Source organism: Burkholderia sp. JKS000303 (assembly GCF_002563755.1).
In the GTDB taxonomy this organism is placed as follows: Bacteria; Pseudomonadota; Gammaproteobacteria; order Burkholderiales; family Burkholderiaceae; genus Burkholderia; species Burkholderia anthina_B.
The window spans coordinates 4,588,606-4,605,036 of sequence record NZ_PDBZ01000001.1; the positions used below are offsets into that span (position 1 = coordinate 4,588,606).

At 67.3% G+C, this 16,431-nt stretch carries 12 protein-coding genes; 7 read left to right on the plus strand and 5 right to left on the minus strand.

Features of this window, described 5'->3' with window-relative positions:
- Positions 1–158: 158 nt before the first annotated feature.
- The 4 genes from gndA to BX604_RS21515 all read right to left on the minus strand — a co-directional run bounded on the left by gndA (position 159) and on the right by BX604_RS21515 (position 4,546).
- Complete coding sequence (gene gndA, locus BX604_RS21500; RefSeq protein ID WP_098552554.1) at positions 159–1,571, minus strand: NADP-dependent phosphogluconate dehydrogenase; 1,413 nt, start codon at positions 1,569–1,571, stop codon at positions 159–161.
- Positions 1,572–1,668: 97 nt separating this feature from the next.
- A complete protein-coding gene (locus tag BX604_RS21505) occupies positions 1,669–2,307 on the minus strand; it encodes a DUF938 domain-containing protein (protein WP_098552555.1) in 639 nt (212 codons plus the stop codon).
- An 8-nt stretch (positions 2,308–2,315) separates the two neighbouring features.
- Positions 2,316–3,212 carry an NAD-dependent protein deacetylase gene (locus BX604_RS21510; RefSeq protein ID WP_098553012.1) on the minus strand — a complete coding sequence of 299 codons (897 nt, stop codon included), beginning with the start codon at positions 3,210–3,212 and terminating at the stop codon, positions 2,316–2,318.
- Between the two features lie 935 nt (positions 3,213–4,147).
- Positions 4,148–4,546 (minus strand): lysozyme inhibitor LprI family protein, encoded by a 399-nt coding sequence (locus BX604_RS21515; RefSeq protein ID WP_179894839.1) that lies wholly within the window; start codon positions 4,544–4,546, stop codon positions 4,148–4,150.
- Positions 4,547–4,709: 163 nt separating this feature from the next.
- On the opposite strand from BX604_RS21515, the gene BX604_RS21520 reads away from it, so the two are divergent.
- Together BX604_RS21520 and BX604_RS21525 are read left to right on the plus strand one after the other, a co-directional pair.
- Complete coding sequence (locus BX604_RS21520; RefSeq protein WP_179894840.1) at positions 4,710–5,669, plus strand: LLM class oxidoreductase; 960 nt, start codon at positions 4,710–4,712, stop codon at positions 5,667–5,669.
- 351 nt (positions 5,670–6,020) lie between these two features.
- Entirely contained in the window at positions 6,021–8,498 is a 2,478-nt protein-coding gene (locus tag BX604_RS21525) for a mechanosensitive ion channel family protein (RefSeq protein WP_098552558.1), read from the plus strand.
- Positions 8,499–8,550: 52 nt separating this feature from the next.
- On the opposite strand, the gene BX604_RS21530 is transcribed toward BX604_RS21525, so the two are convergent.
- A complete protein-coding gene (locus BX604_RS21530) occupies positions 8,551–9,348 on the minus strand; it encodes a CerR family C-terminal domain-containing protein (protein ID WP_098552559.1) in 798 nt (265 codons plus the stop codon).
- Positions 9,349–9,440: 92 nt separating this feature from the next.
- Here BX604_RS21530 and BX604_RS21535 point away from each other — a divergent pair, with 92 nt between their 5' ends.
- From BX604_RS21535 to BX604_RS21555, 5 genes are all read left to right on the plus strand, one after another.
- On the plus strand, positions 9,441–10,559 hold the full coding sequence (locus BX604_RS21535) for an HlyD family secretion protein (protein WP_098552560.1): 1,119 nt from the start codon (positions 9,441–9,443) through the stop codon (positions 10,557–10,559).
- On the plus strand, positions 10,552–12,138 hold the full coding sequence (locus tag BX604_RS21540; protein WP_098552561.1) for a DHA2 family efflux MFS transporter permease subunit: 1,587 nt from the start codon (positions 10,552–10,554) through the stop codon (positions 12,136–12,138). The genes BX604_RS21535 and BX604_RS21540 overlap by 8 nt, the downstream gene beginning before the upstream one ends.
- A 13-nt stretch (positions 12,139–12,151) precedes the next feature.
- Positions 12,152–13,639, plus strand: coding sequence for an efflux transporter outer membrane subunit (locus BX604_RS21545; protein ID WP_098552562.1), 1,488 nt, complete (start codon positions 12,152–12,154; stop codon positions 13,637–13,639).
- Entirely contained in the window at positions 13,636–13,926 is a 291-nt protein-coding gene (locus BX604_RS21550; RefSeq protein WP_143748068.1) for a hypothetical protein, read from the plus strand. The genes BX604_RS21545 and BX604_RS21550 overlap by 4 nt, the downstream gene beginning before the upstream one ends.
- 636 nt (positions 13,927–14,562) lie before the next feature.
- Positions 14,563–16,398 (plus strand): S53 family peptidase, encoded by a 1,836-nt coding sequence (locus BX604_RS21555; RefSeq protein ID WP_098552564.1) that lies wholly within the window; start codon positions 14,563–14,565, stop codon positions 16,396–16,398.
- Positions 16,399–16,431: the final 33 nt, after the last annotated feature.

Here is a 16,431-nt window from a genome sequence, read left to right on the forward strand (position 1 = left end):
CTGCAGCGATGGAACAGAGTTTAGTCCTGGCGTCCCCTAGGGAAAACCATGAAAGAACGAAAACACTGTTTCCTTGAAGCCAACAATTCCGGGATCTGGTAATCAAAAACCCTACTGAAAGAATAGAATTTCGCAACAATGCCGCCCTCGCGGGCCGGTTACGCCCAGTTCGCGTGGAAGCTGCCCGGCTTGTCGGTACGCTCGAACGTGTGCGCGCCGAAGAAATCTCGCTGCGCCTGCACAAGGTTCGCCGGCAGCCGCTCGGAACGGTAGCTGTCGAAGTACGCGACCGCCGACGCGAACGCCGGCACCGGCACGCCTGCCTTCACCGCGGCGACCACGACATCGCGCAGCGACGCCTGGTAGTTCGCGGCGATGTCCTTGAAGTACGGATCGAGCAGCAGGTTCGCAAGCGCCGGATCCTTCGCGTACGCGTCGGTAATCTTCTGCAGGAAACGCGCGCGGATGATGCAGCCTGCGCGGAAGATCTTCGCGATCGTCCCGAGGTCGAGGTTCCAGCCGTACTCTTCCGATGCCGTGCGCAGTTGCGCGAAGCCCTGTGCGTACGAGATCACCTTGCTCAGGTACAGCGCGCGACGCACCGCTTCGATGAACGCTGCACGATCGCCGTCGAACGGCGCGGCGGCCGGGCCCGACAGGATCTTGCTGGCCGCGACGCGCTCCGTCTTCAGCGACGACAGCACGCGCGCGAACACCGATTCGGTGATCAGCGGCAGCGGCACGCCCAGATCCAGCGCGTTCTGGCTCGTCCACTTGCCGGTGCCCTTCTGCGCGGCGCGATCGAGGATCACGTCGACGAGGTGCTTGCCGGTTTCGTCGTCCTTCTTGCCGAAGATCTTCGACGTGATCTCGATCAGGTAGCTGTCGAGCTCGCCCTGGTTCCACTCGGTGTACACCGCGCCGAGTTCGTCGTTGGTCAGGCCCGCGACGTCCTTCAGCACCGCATAGCTCTCGGCGATCAGCTGCATGTCGCCGTATTCGATCCCGTTGTGGACCATCTTCACGTAGTGGCCCGCACCGTCCGGCCCCATGTACGCGACGCACGGCTCGCCGTCCGACGGCGCCTTCGCGGCGATCTGCTTGAGGATCGGCTCGACCAGGTCATACGCGTCGCGCTGGCCGCCGGGCATGATCGACGGGCCGCGCAGCGCGCCCTCTTCGCCGCCCGACACGCCGGTGCCGATGAAGTGCAGGCCCGATTGCGCGAGCTCCTGGTTGCGACGGATCGTGTCGGTGAAATGCGTGTTGCCGCCGTCGATCAGCACGTCGCCCTTCTCGAGCAGCGGCTTGAGCGACGCGATCGTCGCGTCGGTCGCTTCGCCGGCCTTCACCATCATCAGGATTCGGCGCGGCGTTTCGAGCGACGCGACGAATTCCTCGAGCGTATAGGTCGGCACGAGATTGCGGCCGGGGAATTCGGCGATCAGTTCGTCGGTTTTCTCGCGGCTGCGGTTGTACACCGACACCGCGTAACCGCGGCTCTCGATATTGAGTGCGAGATTGCGGCCCATCACCGCAAGCCCGATCACACCGATTGCTTGTTTGCCCATTATTCGATTCTCCGGAAAAAACGGGGCACGACCCGAACCGGGCCGCGCGCACAGGCGAAAGGATAGTGGAAACCCGGCCGCGATGCGCGCATGCGTGTCATTGCTCGGCGTGCGGCAGGCGCCGGAACACGACGCTCAGATTATTGGCCGGCATCTCGACGACCTCGATGCAATCGAGCCCGCGGTCGAGGCCGAGCGCGACGACGGTCTCGAGATCGCGCACGCCCCACGACGGGTCGCGGCTGCGCAGCTGCAGGTCGAATGCTTCGTTCGATGGCGCCGTGTGCCGGCCTTCGCGCCGATACGGGCCATACAGGAACAATACGCCGCCCGGGCGCAGCGCGCGCGACGCGCCGGCGAACAACGCGTCGGTGCACGCCCACGGAGAGATGTGGATCATGTTGATGCAAACGATCGCATCGAGCGCCGCGATCGGCCACGCCGCATCGCGCACGTCGAACGCGAGCGGCTCGGCCAGGTTCGCGAGGCCGGCATGCGCGACCCACGCGGCGATCGAGCGGCGCGCATTCGCGTCGGGGTCGCTCGGCTGCCAGCGCAGTGCCGGCAATGCCTGTGCGAAATGGACCGCATGCTGCCCCGTGCCGCTCGCGATCTCGAGCACGTTGCCGCTCGCCGGCAGCACGCGGCGCAGCACGTCGAGAATCGGTGCGCGGTTGCGCTCGGCCGCCGGCGCCGACAGCCTCACGGACGGATCGGGTGCGTCCGGCGGCGACATCGGCCCGCTCACGATGCACACTCCGGTGCGGGATCGCCGACGCCCAGCCGCGCCGTCAGCGCATCGAGCGCGGGCGCGCAGCGCGCCTCGACCTTCAGCGTCAGCATCGGATCGGCCCGCGTGTGGCCGAGATTCAGCGCGGCGACGGGTTTGTTCTGCGCCTGCGCCCACACGCAGAAGCGATAGCCCGAATACACCATCAGCGACGAACCGACGACGAGCAGCGCATCGGCCGCGTCGAGCGCCTGCGACGCCAGCGCCACGCGTTCGCGCGGCACGTTCTCGCCGAAAAACACGACCGCCGGCTTCAGCAGCCCGCCGCATGCGGGACAGGCCGGAATGCGGAACGTGTCGAGCGCGGCCCATTCGAGGTGCGCGTCGCCGTCGGCGGCCGGCTCCGCCTGCGCGCCCAGCAGTTCGGGGTTGTCCGTTTCGAGGACGGCCTGGATCGTCGCGCGGGCATGATGCGCGCCGCAATCGAGGCACGTCACGCCGTTGATCCCGCCGTGCAGTTCGATCACGTCGCCGCTGCCCGCGCGCTGATGCAGCCCGTCGACGTTCTGCGTAATGAGCCGCTCGATCCGGCCGGCGCCGCCGAGCCGCGCGAGCGCGGCGTGCGAGCGGTTCGGCTGCGCGCGGCCGACCACCGGCCAGCCGATCATGCTGCGCGCCCAGTAGCGTCGGCGCGCCGCGTCGGAGCCGAGAAATTCGTGGAGTTGGATCGGCGGCGAGCGCATCCATTGACCGTTGCGGTCGCGATAGCCGGGAATACCGGAATCCGTGCTGATGCCGGCGCCGGTCAGCACGAGCAGCCGCGGATGGCGCTCGACGAACGTGTGCAGCGCATCGAGCGCAGCCGGCTCGATGCCGGCGGATGAAGGGTCGTGCAAGGCGGTATCGTTCATGTCGGCGGTACGTGATCGGAGTGCCGGCAGGCCGTGCGCCCGCACGGGCGGCCAGCGCGCCAGCACATCATACAGAACGCCGTGCGATCCGGCCGGCGGTCCGCGCGGCAAACCGGCACATCAAAAAAAGACGCCCATCGACCACATGGCGATGGGCGCTTCAACAATTGATCCATCGGGGTAGTGGATCAACTGACAGCACAATGTCGTCGCATCCGCCGCGATGCGGCCGGCGGACCTTTCCCCTGAACTACGTCTTCGGTTGCCCGATGTCGCGCGGATCGTCGCCATGCAGCGCGTGCGACGCATGGCGGCATGCGTCGCGCTCGCGTCTTGCGCGTCGAAGTCACGATCCGGAAGTCATGCTCGCCCATCTGCGTGCACCAGCGGCTCATCCCCGACGGCCGACTGGCACCTGTCGGCCTCGTGCGTCACGCTTGCACGTCGTCGTCCAGAACGAACCTGATTCGATCGGATGGAACGGAAAGCCGTGTGCTCATGTCGCCACAATCAGCGGCGAAGCGAATCCACGGGCAGGTCGGCGATTCATGTTTGCAACACGATGCGTTGCGATTCGGTGTGTTTTCATTCTCTTGTCCCCGTCTTCTATGCGTCCGACCCACTGAAGCGATTGCCGGACCGACTCCGCCGGCGATCGCGCTCACGGCCCATACGGATATGCAAGGAGCGCACCATGCTTCGCGGCACAAGGCCGCGCGGGCAGGTGAAATGGCCCCACTGCGCATCGGGCCGCGATGAATACACGCGAACGTTTCGAAAGTGAAACGACGGGAAAAGGCCCGCTCGATCGACGTTGGTACGCAGCGTTTGCCGCGACGACGGTGTTACAGGAATGGGACGGGAGGCTGCGCCGAGAGGATCCGCGCGACGCTGACGATCTTCTTACAGTCGATCGCGCGACCGAAGCGCTCCGGTCAACGATAGGCTTCGAGCACCTTCACGCGGCGTTCGGTTTCGTCGACCAGGCAACTGTCGTGCTCGACGAGCCCGAGCGTGCCGCCTGCATCGGGCTGTCGCGACTCCGCGCAGCGGGCATCGCGTGCCTTGAGCCAGCGACGCTCGTCGTTGCGCAACCTCAGCTTGCCCGCTTCGTCGAGGCTCGCCATCTTCGTCTTGTAGACGGCGTTCAGCCGCTTGTCGGCCGCATCGTATTTCAGTCCGAGGCAATTGCGGATGTCGGCCGTGACGCCCGACTCTTCCGCAGTCTTGCAGACATCGGCGCGTGGCGTTTCGTCCGCGACAGCGCTGCCTGCCGCTACGGACAGCACCGCGCTCGCCGCGAGGCCGGCCATCGTCTGCTGAAGTACGTTCATTCTGATCATTGCCTGATGACGGGACGCGTCGATTATGCCGGAACCGCCGCTGCGTCCGGTTGCCGGTGCAGCACGCGCCGCAAGCCGCGCGCAAACACGTTAGCATGCGGGCACGGCATCGCTCGCGTCGCGAGCCTGCCTCACCCGTCTTCAAGGAATGGACATGTCCCTGCCCGCCTCCGAGCGCGCCGACGTCGCACGCCGCGTCTTCTCGGCCGAGCGGCTGTCGATCGGCCTGACGCTGCCGCTGCTTCGCAGCGGCAACACCATCGCGGATTTCAACGAGCAGCTCGAACTCGCTGCGCTTGCCGACAGGCTCGGCTTTCGCGCACTGTGGATTCGCGACGTGCCGCTGAACAGCGCCGACTATCCCGACCCGGTCGGGCATCTCGACCCATGGGTGCTGCTTGGCGCGCTCGCGTCGCGCACGCGCCGGATCGTGCTCGCCAGCGGCGCGATCGTGTTGCCGCTGCGCCATCCGCTGCATATCGCGAAAGGTGCGCTGTCGGTCGCGACGCTGTCCGGTTCGCGCTTCATCCTCGGGCTCGGCTCCGGCGACCGGCCGCCCGAATATGCGGCGTTCGGCGTGGATGCGGAAACGCGACGCGACCGGTATCGCCGGCACTGGGACATCGTCACGGCCGCGCTCGGCGTGCCGTCGCGCGTGCGGCCCGACGAAGCGCCGCCCGATGCACCCGAGTTCACGCTGTTGCCGCGCGGCGACGACGCAGTGCCGATGCTCGCGGTCGGCTCCGGCGGACAGAGCGTCGACTGGATCGCACGCAACTCGATCGGCTGGATGACGTATCACCGCGATCCGGACACGCAGCGCGCCCGCTACTTGATGTGGCGCGCGGCCGTCGACCGGCTCCCGCAGCCAGCATTTCGCGCGTTCGGCGTATCCATGCGGCTCGATCTCGCGTCGAACCCCGATGCGCCGGCCACTGCGCTGCCGCTCGGTTATGCGACCGGCCGGCACGCGCTGATCGACATCCTGCGCGGCATGCGCGCGGCCGGCACGCATCACGTCACGCTGAACCCCGGTTCGGACCGGCCCGTCCGCGAGATCATCGAAGAAATCGCCGAGCACGTGCTGCCGATCTTCCATGATGACCACGGATAATTCATCAGGAATTCGAATCAGTTTCATGCGCACGAAGCTGCCGGCAGCACGCCGGCGATCGACGGCGAGCACATTTCGTTCCCGGCTCAAGCACCATCGAGGCCATCGCGTCACGTGCGACGATCGCGCACGCATGCGACTCCCGAATAGCGGGCCGCACGCATTCGCGGTCAGACAATTTCCCGTCCGACGCGCACCTTCCGGCTGGCCGCACACGCCCGCCGCGCCTGCCGTATGCCCGATTCGAATATGCATCGACGGAACTATTCGGCCCCGATCGCGATCATGTTAACTTCCGCCCATCGTCCAGACCGGCGGGTCGCGTGTCAAAGCGCGCCCGCATGCCTACTCATGCGACTTTTCCTGCTCGGCTGGCTGCTCGCCGCCGTCGTATCGACCGCTCACGCGGCCACCCCTGCCCCGGCCGCCGCCTCGGCTGCCTCCGGCGCCACGCCCGCGCTGACGCCGCAACAGGCGCAGCAGGCGCTCTCCGTGCTGCAGAACCCGCGCGAACGCGAACAGGTCGAGACGACCTTGCGTGCGATCGCGGCCGTCGGCGTGTTGAGCACGCCCGCGGTTCCCGCAAGCAGCGCAACCGCGGCCAGTGCCGCGTCGTCGGCGGCGGCCCCCGCCACGCTCACGACGAACGGGCTCGCGTCGATGGTCGTCCGGCAGGGATCGCACTGGGCGGCGGAAATCGGCGGCGCACTGAACGAGTCGCTACACTCGCTGCTCGATGTCGGCTCGGTCGGAAGCTGGTGGCACGAACGGCTGGTCCGCGCCGACGAACGCGCGGACCTCATGCACGCGATCTTGATCATCCTCGCCGTGCTCGTGCCCGCGTTCGCCGTCGAATGGTTCGCGAAGCGGCTGCTGCGGCGCGCGCTGGCCGCACTCACCGCGCGTCGCGCCGAGGCGTCGCGACGCAGCGAAGCCGAATCGCCCGAGCCCGACGACGACATCGCGCCGGAGCCCGCGCCACCTGACTCCGCCGGCCAGCCCGGCACGCAGGATGCGACCCACTCGTCATCGCAAGGCCGCGGCCACGCGCGCCGCCACACCACCCTGCTGCGCCGGATGCCGCGCGCGCTGGTCGGCCTCGCGTTGCGGGTCGTGCCACTGCTGGTGTTCGTCGGCGTCGCGAGCCTGACGATGTCGGTCCTCGACAACACCGCCACACCGGTCGAGCGCGCGCTCGAATCGCTGATCGACATCTACGTGATCTGCCGCCTCGTGACGATCGTCAGCCGGCTGTTCTTCCAGCCCGATGCGCGGCAGCTGCGGCTGCTGCACATCAGCGACGCGTGGGCCGCATTCGCGCAACGCTCGATCGCGCGGATCGCGATCGTCGTCGGCGCCTGCACGGCTGCGGTCGAGATCGCCGCGAACTTCGGCCTGAGCGATGCCGGCCACGTCGCGCTGCTGAAGGCCGTCGCGCTCGTCGGCCACCTGATGGTCTCCGCATTGATCCTGCAGTGCCGCCGGCCGGTCGCCGCGCGCATCCGCGCGGCCTGCGAGGACCGCCCCACCTTCGCGATGATCGGCAATGCGCTCGCGGACGCGTGGGCGCCCGTCTCGGTCTTCGTCGTGATGGCGCTGTGGTTCGTGTGGGCGCTCGACGTCCACAACGGCTATCGCGTGCTGATCACGCTCGGCGGCCGCTCGATCGCCGTGATGATCGGCATGCGGATCGTGTCGATCATCGTGTTCGGCGCGCTCGCGCGGCTGTTCCAGCAGCGCGACGACGATCGCACGCTCGTCCACCTGCACGCGTATCGCTACTACCCGCTGCTGCGCCAGATCGTGTCGGCGGTGATCGCGGTCGTGACCGTCGTGCTGCTGCTGCAGATCTGGGGCGTGCCGATCTTCAACGCATTCGAGAGCGGCACGATCGGCCATCGGCTCGCGTCGGCGCTGATGACGATCGCGATCGCGGCCGTCGTCGCGCTGATCGTGTGGGAAGCCGCGAACATCTCGATCGAGCGGCGCCTGCAGCAGTGGACCCGCGAAGGCAATCTCGTGCGGGCCGCGCGGCTGCGCACGCTGCTGCCGATGCTGCGTTCGCTGCTGTTCATCATGATCGCGCTCGTCGTCGTGCTGACGGGCCTCAGCGAAATCGGCGTGAACATCGGCCCGCTGCTCGCCGGCGCGAGCATCTTCGGCGTCGCGCTCGGCTTCGGCTCGCAGAAGCTCGTGCAGGATTTCATCACCGGGATCTTTCTGCTGATGGAAAACGCGATGCAGGTGGGCGACTGGGTCACGCTCGCCGGCGTATCCGGCACGGTCGAATACCTGTCGATCCGCACGGTGCGGCTCCGCGCAGGCGACGGGTCGCTGTACACGATCCCGTTCAGCTCGGTGACGACCGTCAACAACACGAATCGCGGGCTCGGCAACGCGGCCGTGAAGGTCAGCATCGCGTACGGCCAGGACATTGATCGCGCTATCGCGACGTTGAAGGAAATCGGCGCCGCGCTGCGCGAAGACCCGAATTACCAGAACGGCATCCTGTCGGACTTCAGCTACTGGGGCATCGACCAGGTCGACGGCGCGACGATCGCGCTGGCGGGGCAAGTGCAGTGCAAGGACTCGGCGCGCTGGGGCGTGCAGCGCGAATTCAATCGGCGGATCGCGGTGATGTTCGCCGAACGCGGGATCCGGATCGCGAATCCGCAGCGCAGTCTCGTCGCGTATGACCAGGGTTCGCGGCCTGCCGGGCCCGGGAACGACGATACCCATGAGAACGGCGAGCACACCACCGGCACGCCGGCCGCCGAACCACCGCCGCCCGCGGCACCGACGCAGGCTCCGGCGCGAAAGCCGGACTGATCATGCCGATGCCGGCGGCGTGATCGCCTTCCTGACGACTTGACCGCCGCGCTCAATGCGCGGCGTTCTTCTTTGTGTGCGGAACGCGCTTCGATGCGTTCGCCCGCACGGCCGGCTTCGCGCCGACGGCCTGTTCACCGCCCGCCGCGCCGCGCTGCGCATGCCAGTGTTCTAGCAGCACGCGCGTCTGATCGGCAATGGTCGCCATCAGCAGCGCACCGCCTTCGCCGTCGAAACTCTCCCAGTCGAGCAGTTGCAGCGTGGAGCGCGGCACGAGATGGAATACCGTCAGTTGCCCGAACAGGCTCATCGCACGCAGCCGCGTGACGGGGTCGTCGGCCGCCCGCCCGGAGATCCGGCCGATCAGCTCGGCGCTGACGTCGTTGAGCGGCTTGCGCACGCGCTTCATCAGGATTTCCGTCGCGCTCGCCGGCTCCTGCCCGACCTGCTCGCGCGCGAAGAACATCCGCTGGCCCAGCGTCTTCGGTACCGTGAACATCCGGTCGGCCAGCATGCGAAGGATGCCGATGAACGCGTCGATCAGCGCGTCGACGTCCGCATGCGCGTCCAGCACCGCCCGCGCATGCTCGACCGCCGGGCCCAGCACGCTCCAGCCGAGTTCGGCCATCGCGTCGACGCACGCGCGGTAGACGCCTTCCTTGTTCTCGAAGTAGTACTGCAGCGCCGGCGCGTTCACGCCGGCCTTCGCCGCGATGTCGCGCGTCGACGCACCGGCGAACCCGTATTCGCCGAACAGCTCGATTGCCGCCTCGATGATCCGCTGGCGCGTCTCGTCGCCGCGCGCGTAGCCCACCGCCGATGTGCGCCGCAGCTTCTTCGCTTCGTTCATGCCGTCCTCGTCATTCGATCGCCCGACATTCTACTTGACACAATTCTAGCAACTGGAATAATTCTTCCGATCGGAATAAATTGGATGCCCGCATGTCAACGCCGCAAGACCCGCCGTCGAAAGCAGATCGTCAGGAACCCGCACCATCGCCGCGCAACGGCGGCTCGAAGCGGCGCATCCTGATCGCCGTCGCCGTGCTCGCGGCGATCGGCGGCGCCGTGTGGCTCGGCCGCTGGTGGACGGTCGGGCGCTTCATCGAAAGCACCGACGACGCCTACCTGCAGGCCGACAACATGACGGCCGCGCCGAAGGTCGCGGGCTACGTGACCGACGTCTACGTGCGCGACAACCAGACGGTCAAGGCCGGCGATCCGCTCGTGCGGCTCGACGTCCGCCAGTACCAGGTCGCGCTCGCGCAATCGACCGCGACCGTCGACGCGCGCCGCGCCGACATCGCGCGCGCGGAAGCGGACATCAGCCAGCAGCGCGCGAACCTCGAACAGGCCGAAGCGCAGGCGAAGGTGTCGCAGATCAACGCAGGGCATGCGAGCGACGAATACGCGCGCTATGCGCCGCTCGCGGCGACCGGCGCCGAAACGCACGAGCGCGTCGCCGATCTGAAGAGCACGCGCGACCAGGCCGCCGCGACGCTTGCCGCGAACCACGCGTCGATTGCTGCCGCCCGCACGCAGATCGCGTCGTTTACCGCGCAGTTGCAACAGGCGCGTGCGCAGCTCGAAGCCGCGCAAGCCAGCGCCGCACAGGCGCAACTCGATCTCGACAACACGATCGTGCGCAGCACGCTCGACGGCCGCGTCGGCGACCGCACGGTGCGCGTCGGCCAGTACGTGCAGCCCGGCACGCGCCTGCTGACCGTCGTGCCGGTGGATGCGATCTACCTCGTCGCGAACTTCAAGGAAACGCAGATCGGCCGGATGCGCATCGGCCAGCCCGTCGAACTGCACGTCGACGCGCTGCCGGACGACACGCTCTCCGGCACCGTCGATAGCTTCGCGCCGGGCACGGGCGCGCAGTTCGCGCTGCTGCCGCCCGAGAACGCGACCGGCAACTTCACGAAGATCGTGCAGCGCGTGCCGGTGCGCATCCGCCTCGCCGTGAATGCGCGCGTGCAACGCCTGCTGCTGCCGGGGCTGTCCGTGACCGTGGACGTCGACACGCATTCGGCCGACAACGAGAAGCAGCATGGCTGACGCCGCCACCACCCCACCCGCGCCGCCGCACGAAGACCGCGCGAGCGTGACCGACTGGATCGCGGTCGCCGCCGGCGCGCTCGGCGCGTTGATGGCGACGCTCGACATCTCGATCACGAACTCCGCGCTGCCGCAGATCCAGGGCGAAATCGGCGCGACCGGCACCGAGGGCACATGGATCTCGACCGGCTACCTGATGTCGGAAATCGTGATGATCCCGCTCGCCGCATGGCTCACGCGCGTGTTCGGACTGCGTAATTTCCTGCTGACGAACGCCGCGCTGTTCATCGCGTTCTCGATGATGTGCGGCTGGTCGCATTCGCTCGCGATGATGATCGCCGGGCGCATCGGCCAGGGCTTCACGGGCGGCGCGCTGATCCCGACCGCGCAAACGATCATCCGCACGCGGCTGCCGCTGTCGCAACTGCCGGTCGGGATGACGCTGTTCGGCCTGATCGTGCTGCTCGGCCCGCTGTTCGGCCCCGTGCTGGGCGGCTGGCTCGCGGAGAACGTGAGCTGGAGCTGGTGCTTCTTCCTGAACCTGCCGGTGTGCCTGCTGCTGATGGCGCTGCTGGTGTTCGGGCTGCCATCTGACAAGCCGCAATGGCACACCTTCTTCAATGCCGACTGGCTCGGGATCGCGGGCCTCGCGATCGGGCTGAGCTCGCTGACCGTCGTGCTCGAGGAAGGCCAGCGCGAACGCTGGTTCGAGTCGCAGATGATCGTGACGCTGAGCTACGTGTCGCTCGCCGGGATGATCCTGATCGCGCTGTCGCAGCGTTTCGCAAAGCGGCCGATCATGCGCCTGTCGCTGATGCGCAACCCGCGCTATGCGAGCGTGATCGTGATCGTGTCCGCGGTGGGCGCCGGTCTGTACGGCGTGTCGTACCTGCTGCCGCAGTTCCTCGCGATCGTCGCAGGCTACAACGCGGAACAGGCCGGCTCGATCATGCTGCTGTCGGGCCTGCCCGCGTTTCTCGTGATGCCGATCCTGCCGCGCCTGCTCGGCAAGGTCGACTTCCGCATCCTCGTGATTTCCGGCCTGCTGCTGTTCTGCGTGAGCTGCATGCTCGACATCAGCCTGACCGCGCAGAGCGTCGGCCACGATTTCATCTGGTCGCAACTGATTCGCGGTGTCGCGCAGATGCTCGCGATGATGCCGCTGAACCAGGCGTCGATGGCCGCCGTCGCGCGTGAGGATTCGGGCGATGCGGCCGGGCTCTACAACATGGCGCGCAACCTCGGCGGCTCGATCGGGCTCGCGATCATCGGCACCGTGATCGACCGGCGCACGACCTTCCATGCCGCCGCGCTGCGCGAATCGGTGACGGCCAATTCGCTGATCGGGCAGCAGCGGCTGTCGGACTACGCGGCGAACTGGTTCGCCCACACGGGCGACCTCGCGTATTCGAACATGCGCGCGCTCGGCCAGCTCGCGCAGCAGATCCAGGTCCAGGCCGTCGTGATGACCTACTCCGAAACCTTCTACCTGCTGGGCCTCGCGCTGCTTGCGTGCGTGCCGCTCGCGCTGCTGCTGAAAACGCCGCGCGGCCCGCAACCGATGTCATCCGGCCATTGAACCGTCTTACGCGATGAAGCCCTTCTCCCTGCCCCGCCGCCCCGCGCTCACGCTGTGCGCGGCCGCCTGCCTGCTCGCCGGCTGTACGGTCGGCCCCGACTACCACGGTGCGCCCGCGGCGCCCGACGCGCCGACCTTCGTGCGCGCGCCGGCATCCGGCGTCGACACCGCCGCACCCGCGCCGAGCACGTGGTGGCATGCGCTGCACGATCGCCGGCTCGACGACCTGATCGCCGCCGCGCTCGCGCACAACCCCGATCTGCACGCCGCGCAGGCGCGCTTGCGGGCATCGCGCGCGCAGCTCTCGCAACAGCGCGCGGCCCAGTTGCCGAAGTCGTCGGCCACCGTCGCCGCGATCCGCATGCGCGAGCCGGACGTCAGCGCGCTCGGCTCGCTGCTGCCGTCGGACAGCTCGAACCAGTCGGGCGGCACGTCCCCGTCGCTCGGCGGCTCCGGTCCGCTGCAACTGTATTCGGCAGGCTTCGACGCGACCTGGGAAGTCGACCTGTTCGGCGGCACGCGTCGCGCGGTCGAAGCCGCCTCCGCGCAGGCGGAAGCAGTCGACGCCGATCTCGCCGACACGCAGGTGTCGATCGCGGCCGAAGTGGCAACCGCGTATGTCGACCTGCGCGATCAGCAGCAACGGCTCGCGCTGTCGCAGCGCACGGCCGAGCTGCAGCAGAAGATGCTCGAACTCACCGAGCAGCGCCGCGCGCGCGGCGTCGCCGCGGATGCGGACATCGAGCGCCTGACGACGCAGGTCGAGAACACGCGCGCGTCGTTGATCCCGCTCGACGCGCAGGTGACGGAGTCGCTCGACCGGCTGGCCATCCTGACCGGCCGCGCGCCCGGCGCACTCGATGCCGCGCTGTCGGCGCCGGACACGCCGCTGCCGGTGCTGCCCGCGAGCGTGCCGGTCGGCGATCCGGCCACGCTGCTGAAGCAGCGGCCGGACATCCGCGCGGCCGAGCGCCGGCTCGCATCGAGCAATGCGCAGATCGGCGAACACATTGCAGACTACTTCCCGAAAGTGACGCTGCTCGGCGATCTCGGCTTCAGCGCGACGGACCCCGGCCACCTGTTCCGCAAGCAGAACTTCACGTGGGTCGGCGCGCCGTACCTGCAATGGAACATCCTCGACTTCGGACGCACGCGCGGCGCGGTGCGCGCCGCCGAAGCGTCGCGCGACGAAGCGGAAGCGAACTACCGGAAAGCGGTGCTCGGCGCGTTGCAGGACGCGAACACGTCGTTGCAGCGCTACGGACACCAGCGCGAACACGTCGTCGCGCTCACCAAGGTGCAGACGTCGGCCACGCATTCGGCCACGCTGATGGACGAACGCTATCGCGCGGGCGTCGCGTCGATGATCGATCTGCTCGATACGCAGCGCGAAGCGCTCGCCGCGCAGCAGAACGTGATTGCCGGGCAAGCCGAACTGATCAAGGATTACGTGTCGCTGCAGAAGAGCCTCGGGCTCGGGTGGCAGACGAACGCCGGTTGACGCGCGGCAAACCGCCCGCGACGTGTCGCCACTTCGATCCGGCCACGGAAGCCGACAGGGCCGGCGCCACGGAACCGGCAAATCGGGACGGCGGCTGGCACGGCTGCGTTGATCATCCGCGCGACGCGATCTATCACGATGCGTCGACCTATCTCGTTCTCGCAACGATGCTGCCGGTCGGACTGGTCGCGGCGGCCATCGATCTCGCCAGGCTGGTTCGCCGGACGCTCGCCTCCGCCCGAACCGGCCATGCCGCACCGAACGACAAGCACCGGCGACTCGAATGATTCCTCGACAACGCTTCACGCATTACGAATCGATTCGTCAATGATCAAGCGAACCAATCCGCCATTGCATCCAATGCCGGGTTTGAAAATTACAAATCACCGCCAATATTTTCAAAATCATTTCACTTTATTCTATTTAATTTTGTTTCATATAATCAGAAAAAGTTTGACACCCGACTTTCATTCTTGATACCGTCCGATGCAAGTAATCTGACGAATTGCAAGACACGCAGCCGCTTCCGCTCCACGCATTTCGCTTCCGCCGCAACGAAGTTCTCGTCGCCGACCCCATCCTCCTGGCGTCGGTGCATGCAACATCCGATGCATTTCATTGGGCACCTGCCGTCCGGCAGCGAGCCGAAGGATCGAACCGAATGAGCAGGACACCGAAGCTGTTGCTCTAGCCATCCCGCCTGCGTCACATCCGGCTGCTTCCCGTCGCGGCGCAGCCCTCCCGTTACCGCGCATTCCAGCATTTCGCCCTCGGATGACGACCGTCTTTCCGAGTCGGGCGAAAGGCCCCGTTGCGTCCGCACCATCCGTGCGGGCGCGACGGATCTCGGCGGTGCACGACCCGCGCCGCTGTCGACCGTTGTTGTTCGTGCCGTTCGATGTTCAACCGGAGGGGTAATTCAAATGAATCAGGTTGCAGACAAGAAACACAAGCACATCCGCATCGCCAAGCTCGCCTTCGCCGCCGCAGCCGCCGCTACGTTCGGCATGACGGCCGTCCATGCCGCACCGGCGGCCGGCTGGACCGAGACACGCACCAAGGGATTCCTGCCGCTCGTCCAGCAGGGCGAAAGCAGCAGTACCGCCGGCGCGCCGGCGGCAAGCACCGCGGCCGCGGCGGCAACCGCGACCGAAATGGCGCCCGGTGAAACGGTCGACATCGTGCTCGGTCTGAACCTGCGCAACGAGGCGCAACTCGACCAGTACCTGCGCGACCTGCACACGCCGGGCTCGCCGCACTACAAGCAGTTCCTCACGCCCGCGCAGTTCGCCGCGCAATACGCGCCGACCGACCAGCAGGTCGCGGCCGTCGTCGCGCACCTGCGCAAGGCCGGCTTCGTCGACATCGTGGTCGCGCCGAACCGCCTGCTCGTCTCCGCATCCGGCACCGCGGCCACGATCAAGTCCGGGTTCCGCACGACGCTCAAGCGCTTCACCCGCAACGGCCGCAGCGTCTATGCGAACGCCGATGCCGCGCAGGTGCCGAACGCGATCGGCGGCATCGTCGGCGCGGTGCTCGGGCTGCAGAACGTCGAACTGATGCACACCGGCGCGGGCAGCAAGCCGCAAGGCAACACCAGTAACCTGACGATCCCGGCGGGCGCATCCGCGGTGCCGCACAACCCGACCGAGTTCTCGTCGATCTACGGCGGCGACGGCACGCCGACGGCATCGCAGACCACGGTCGGCATCATCTCCGAAGGCGATCTGTCGCAGACGGTCAGCGACCTCAACACGTTCGCCGCGAACAACGGTCTCGGCACGATCAGCAGCAGCATCGTGAAGACGGGCCCGTCCGGCAGCTCGTACACCGACACCGACGGCACCGTCGAATGGAATCTCGACAGCCAGTCGATCGTCGGCGCCGCCGGCGGCAGCGTGAAGCAGGTCGTGTTCTACGTGGCGCCGTCGATGACGCTCACGGCCATCACCGCCGCCTATAACAAGGCGGTGAGCGACAACGTCGCGAAGGTCATCAACGTGTCGCTCGGCGTGTGCGAATCGTCGGCGAACAGCACCGGCTCGCAGACGACCGACGACACCATCTTCAAGCAGGCCGTCGCACAGGGGCAGACCTTCTCCGTATCGGCCGGCGACCACGGCGCGTACGAATGCGCGAGCGGCACGCCATCGCGCTCGACCTACACGGTCAGCGAGCCGGCGACGTCCCCGTACGTGATCGCGGTGGGCGGCACGACGCTGTTCACCACGACGTCGACCAACGCGTACAACAGCGAAGTCGTGTGGAACGATCCGAGCTGGCAGCCGGGCACCGTGTGGTCGACGGGCGGCGGCTACAGCAAGTACGAGGCCGCACCGTCGTGGCAATCGTCGAGCCTCACCGGATCGACCAAGCGCGCATTGCCGGACGTCGGCTTCGACGCCGACCTGCGCACCGGCGCGATCCTCGTCGTGAACGGTCAGACGTCCAACACGCTGTGGGGCTCGGGCTACCTGAACAATGAAGGCGGCACGAGTCTCGCCGCACCGATCTTCACGGGTATCTGGGCACGTCTGCAATCGGCCAACAACAACGCGCTCGGCTTCCCGGCGTCGAGCATCTACAAGTACTTCCCGAGCAACGCGGCGCTGCTGCACGACGTCACGTCCGGCAACAACGGCAGCGGTACCTACGGCTACAACGCGAAAGCCGGCTGGGACGCGACGACCGGCTTCGGCAGCGTGAACATCTCGAAGCTGAACGCGTTCATCAAGAGCACGTCGGATTTCGCGCGATGATGGCGTGATGACGGCACGGTAACCGGCGCTCCG

Excerpts from the sequence above, each read along its gene's own strand:
- gndA (WP_098552554.1), bottom strand. The coding sequence starts at position 1,571 with ATGGGCAAACAAGCAATCGGTGTGATCGGGCTTGCGGTGATGGGCCGC.
- BX604_RS21505 (WP_098552555.1), bottom strand. The coding sequence starts at position 2,307 with ATGTCGCCGCCGGACGCACCCGATCCGTCCGTGAGGCTGTCGGCGCCG.
- BX604_RS21510 (WP_098553012.1), bottom strand. The coding sequence starts at position 3,212 with ATGAACGATACCGCCTTGCACGACCCTTCATCCGCCGGCATCGAGCCG.
- BX604_RS21515 (WP_179894839.1), bottom strand. The coding sequence starts at position 4,546 with ATGAACGTACTTCAGCAGACGATGGCCGGCCTCGCGGCGAGCGCGGTG.
- BX604_RS21520 (WP_179894840.1), top strand. The coding sequence starts at position 4,710 with ATGTCCCTGCCCGCCTCCGAGCGCGCCGACGTCGCACGCCGCGTCTTC.
- BX604_RS21525 (WP_098552558.1), top strand. The coding sequence starts at position 6,021 with ATGCGACTTTTCCTGCTCGGCTGGCTGCTCGCCGCCGTCGTATCGACC.
- BX604_RS21530 (WP_098552559.1), bottom strand. The coding sequence starts at position 9,348 with ATGAACGAAGCGAAGAAGCTGCGGCGCACATCGGCGGTGGGCTACGCG.
- BX604_RS21535 (WP_098552560.1), top strand. The coding sequence starts at position 9,441 with ATGTCAACGCCGCAAGACCCGCCGTCGAAAGCAGATCGTCAGGAACCC.
- BX604_RS21540 (WP_098552561.1), top strand. The coding sequence starts at position 10,552 with ATGGCTGACGCCGCCACCACCCCACCCGCGCCGCCGCACGAAGACCGC.
- BX604_RS21545 (WP_098552562.1), top strand. The coding sequence starts at position 12,152 with ATGAAGCCCTTCTCCCTGCCCCGCCGCCCCGCGCTCACGCTGTGCGCG.
- BX604_RS21555 (WP_098552564.1), top strand. The coding sequence starts at position 14,563 with ATGAATCAGGTTGCAGACAAGAAACACAAGCACATCCGCATCGCCAAG.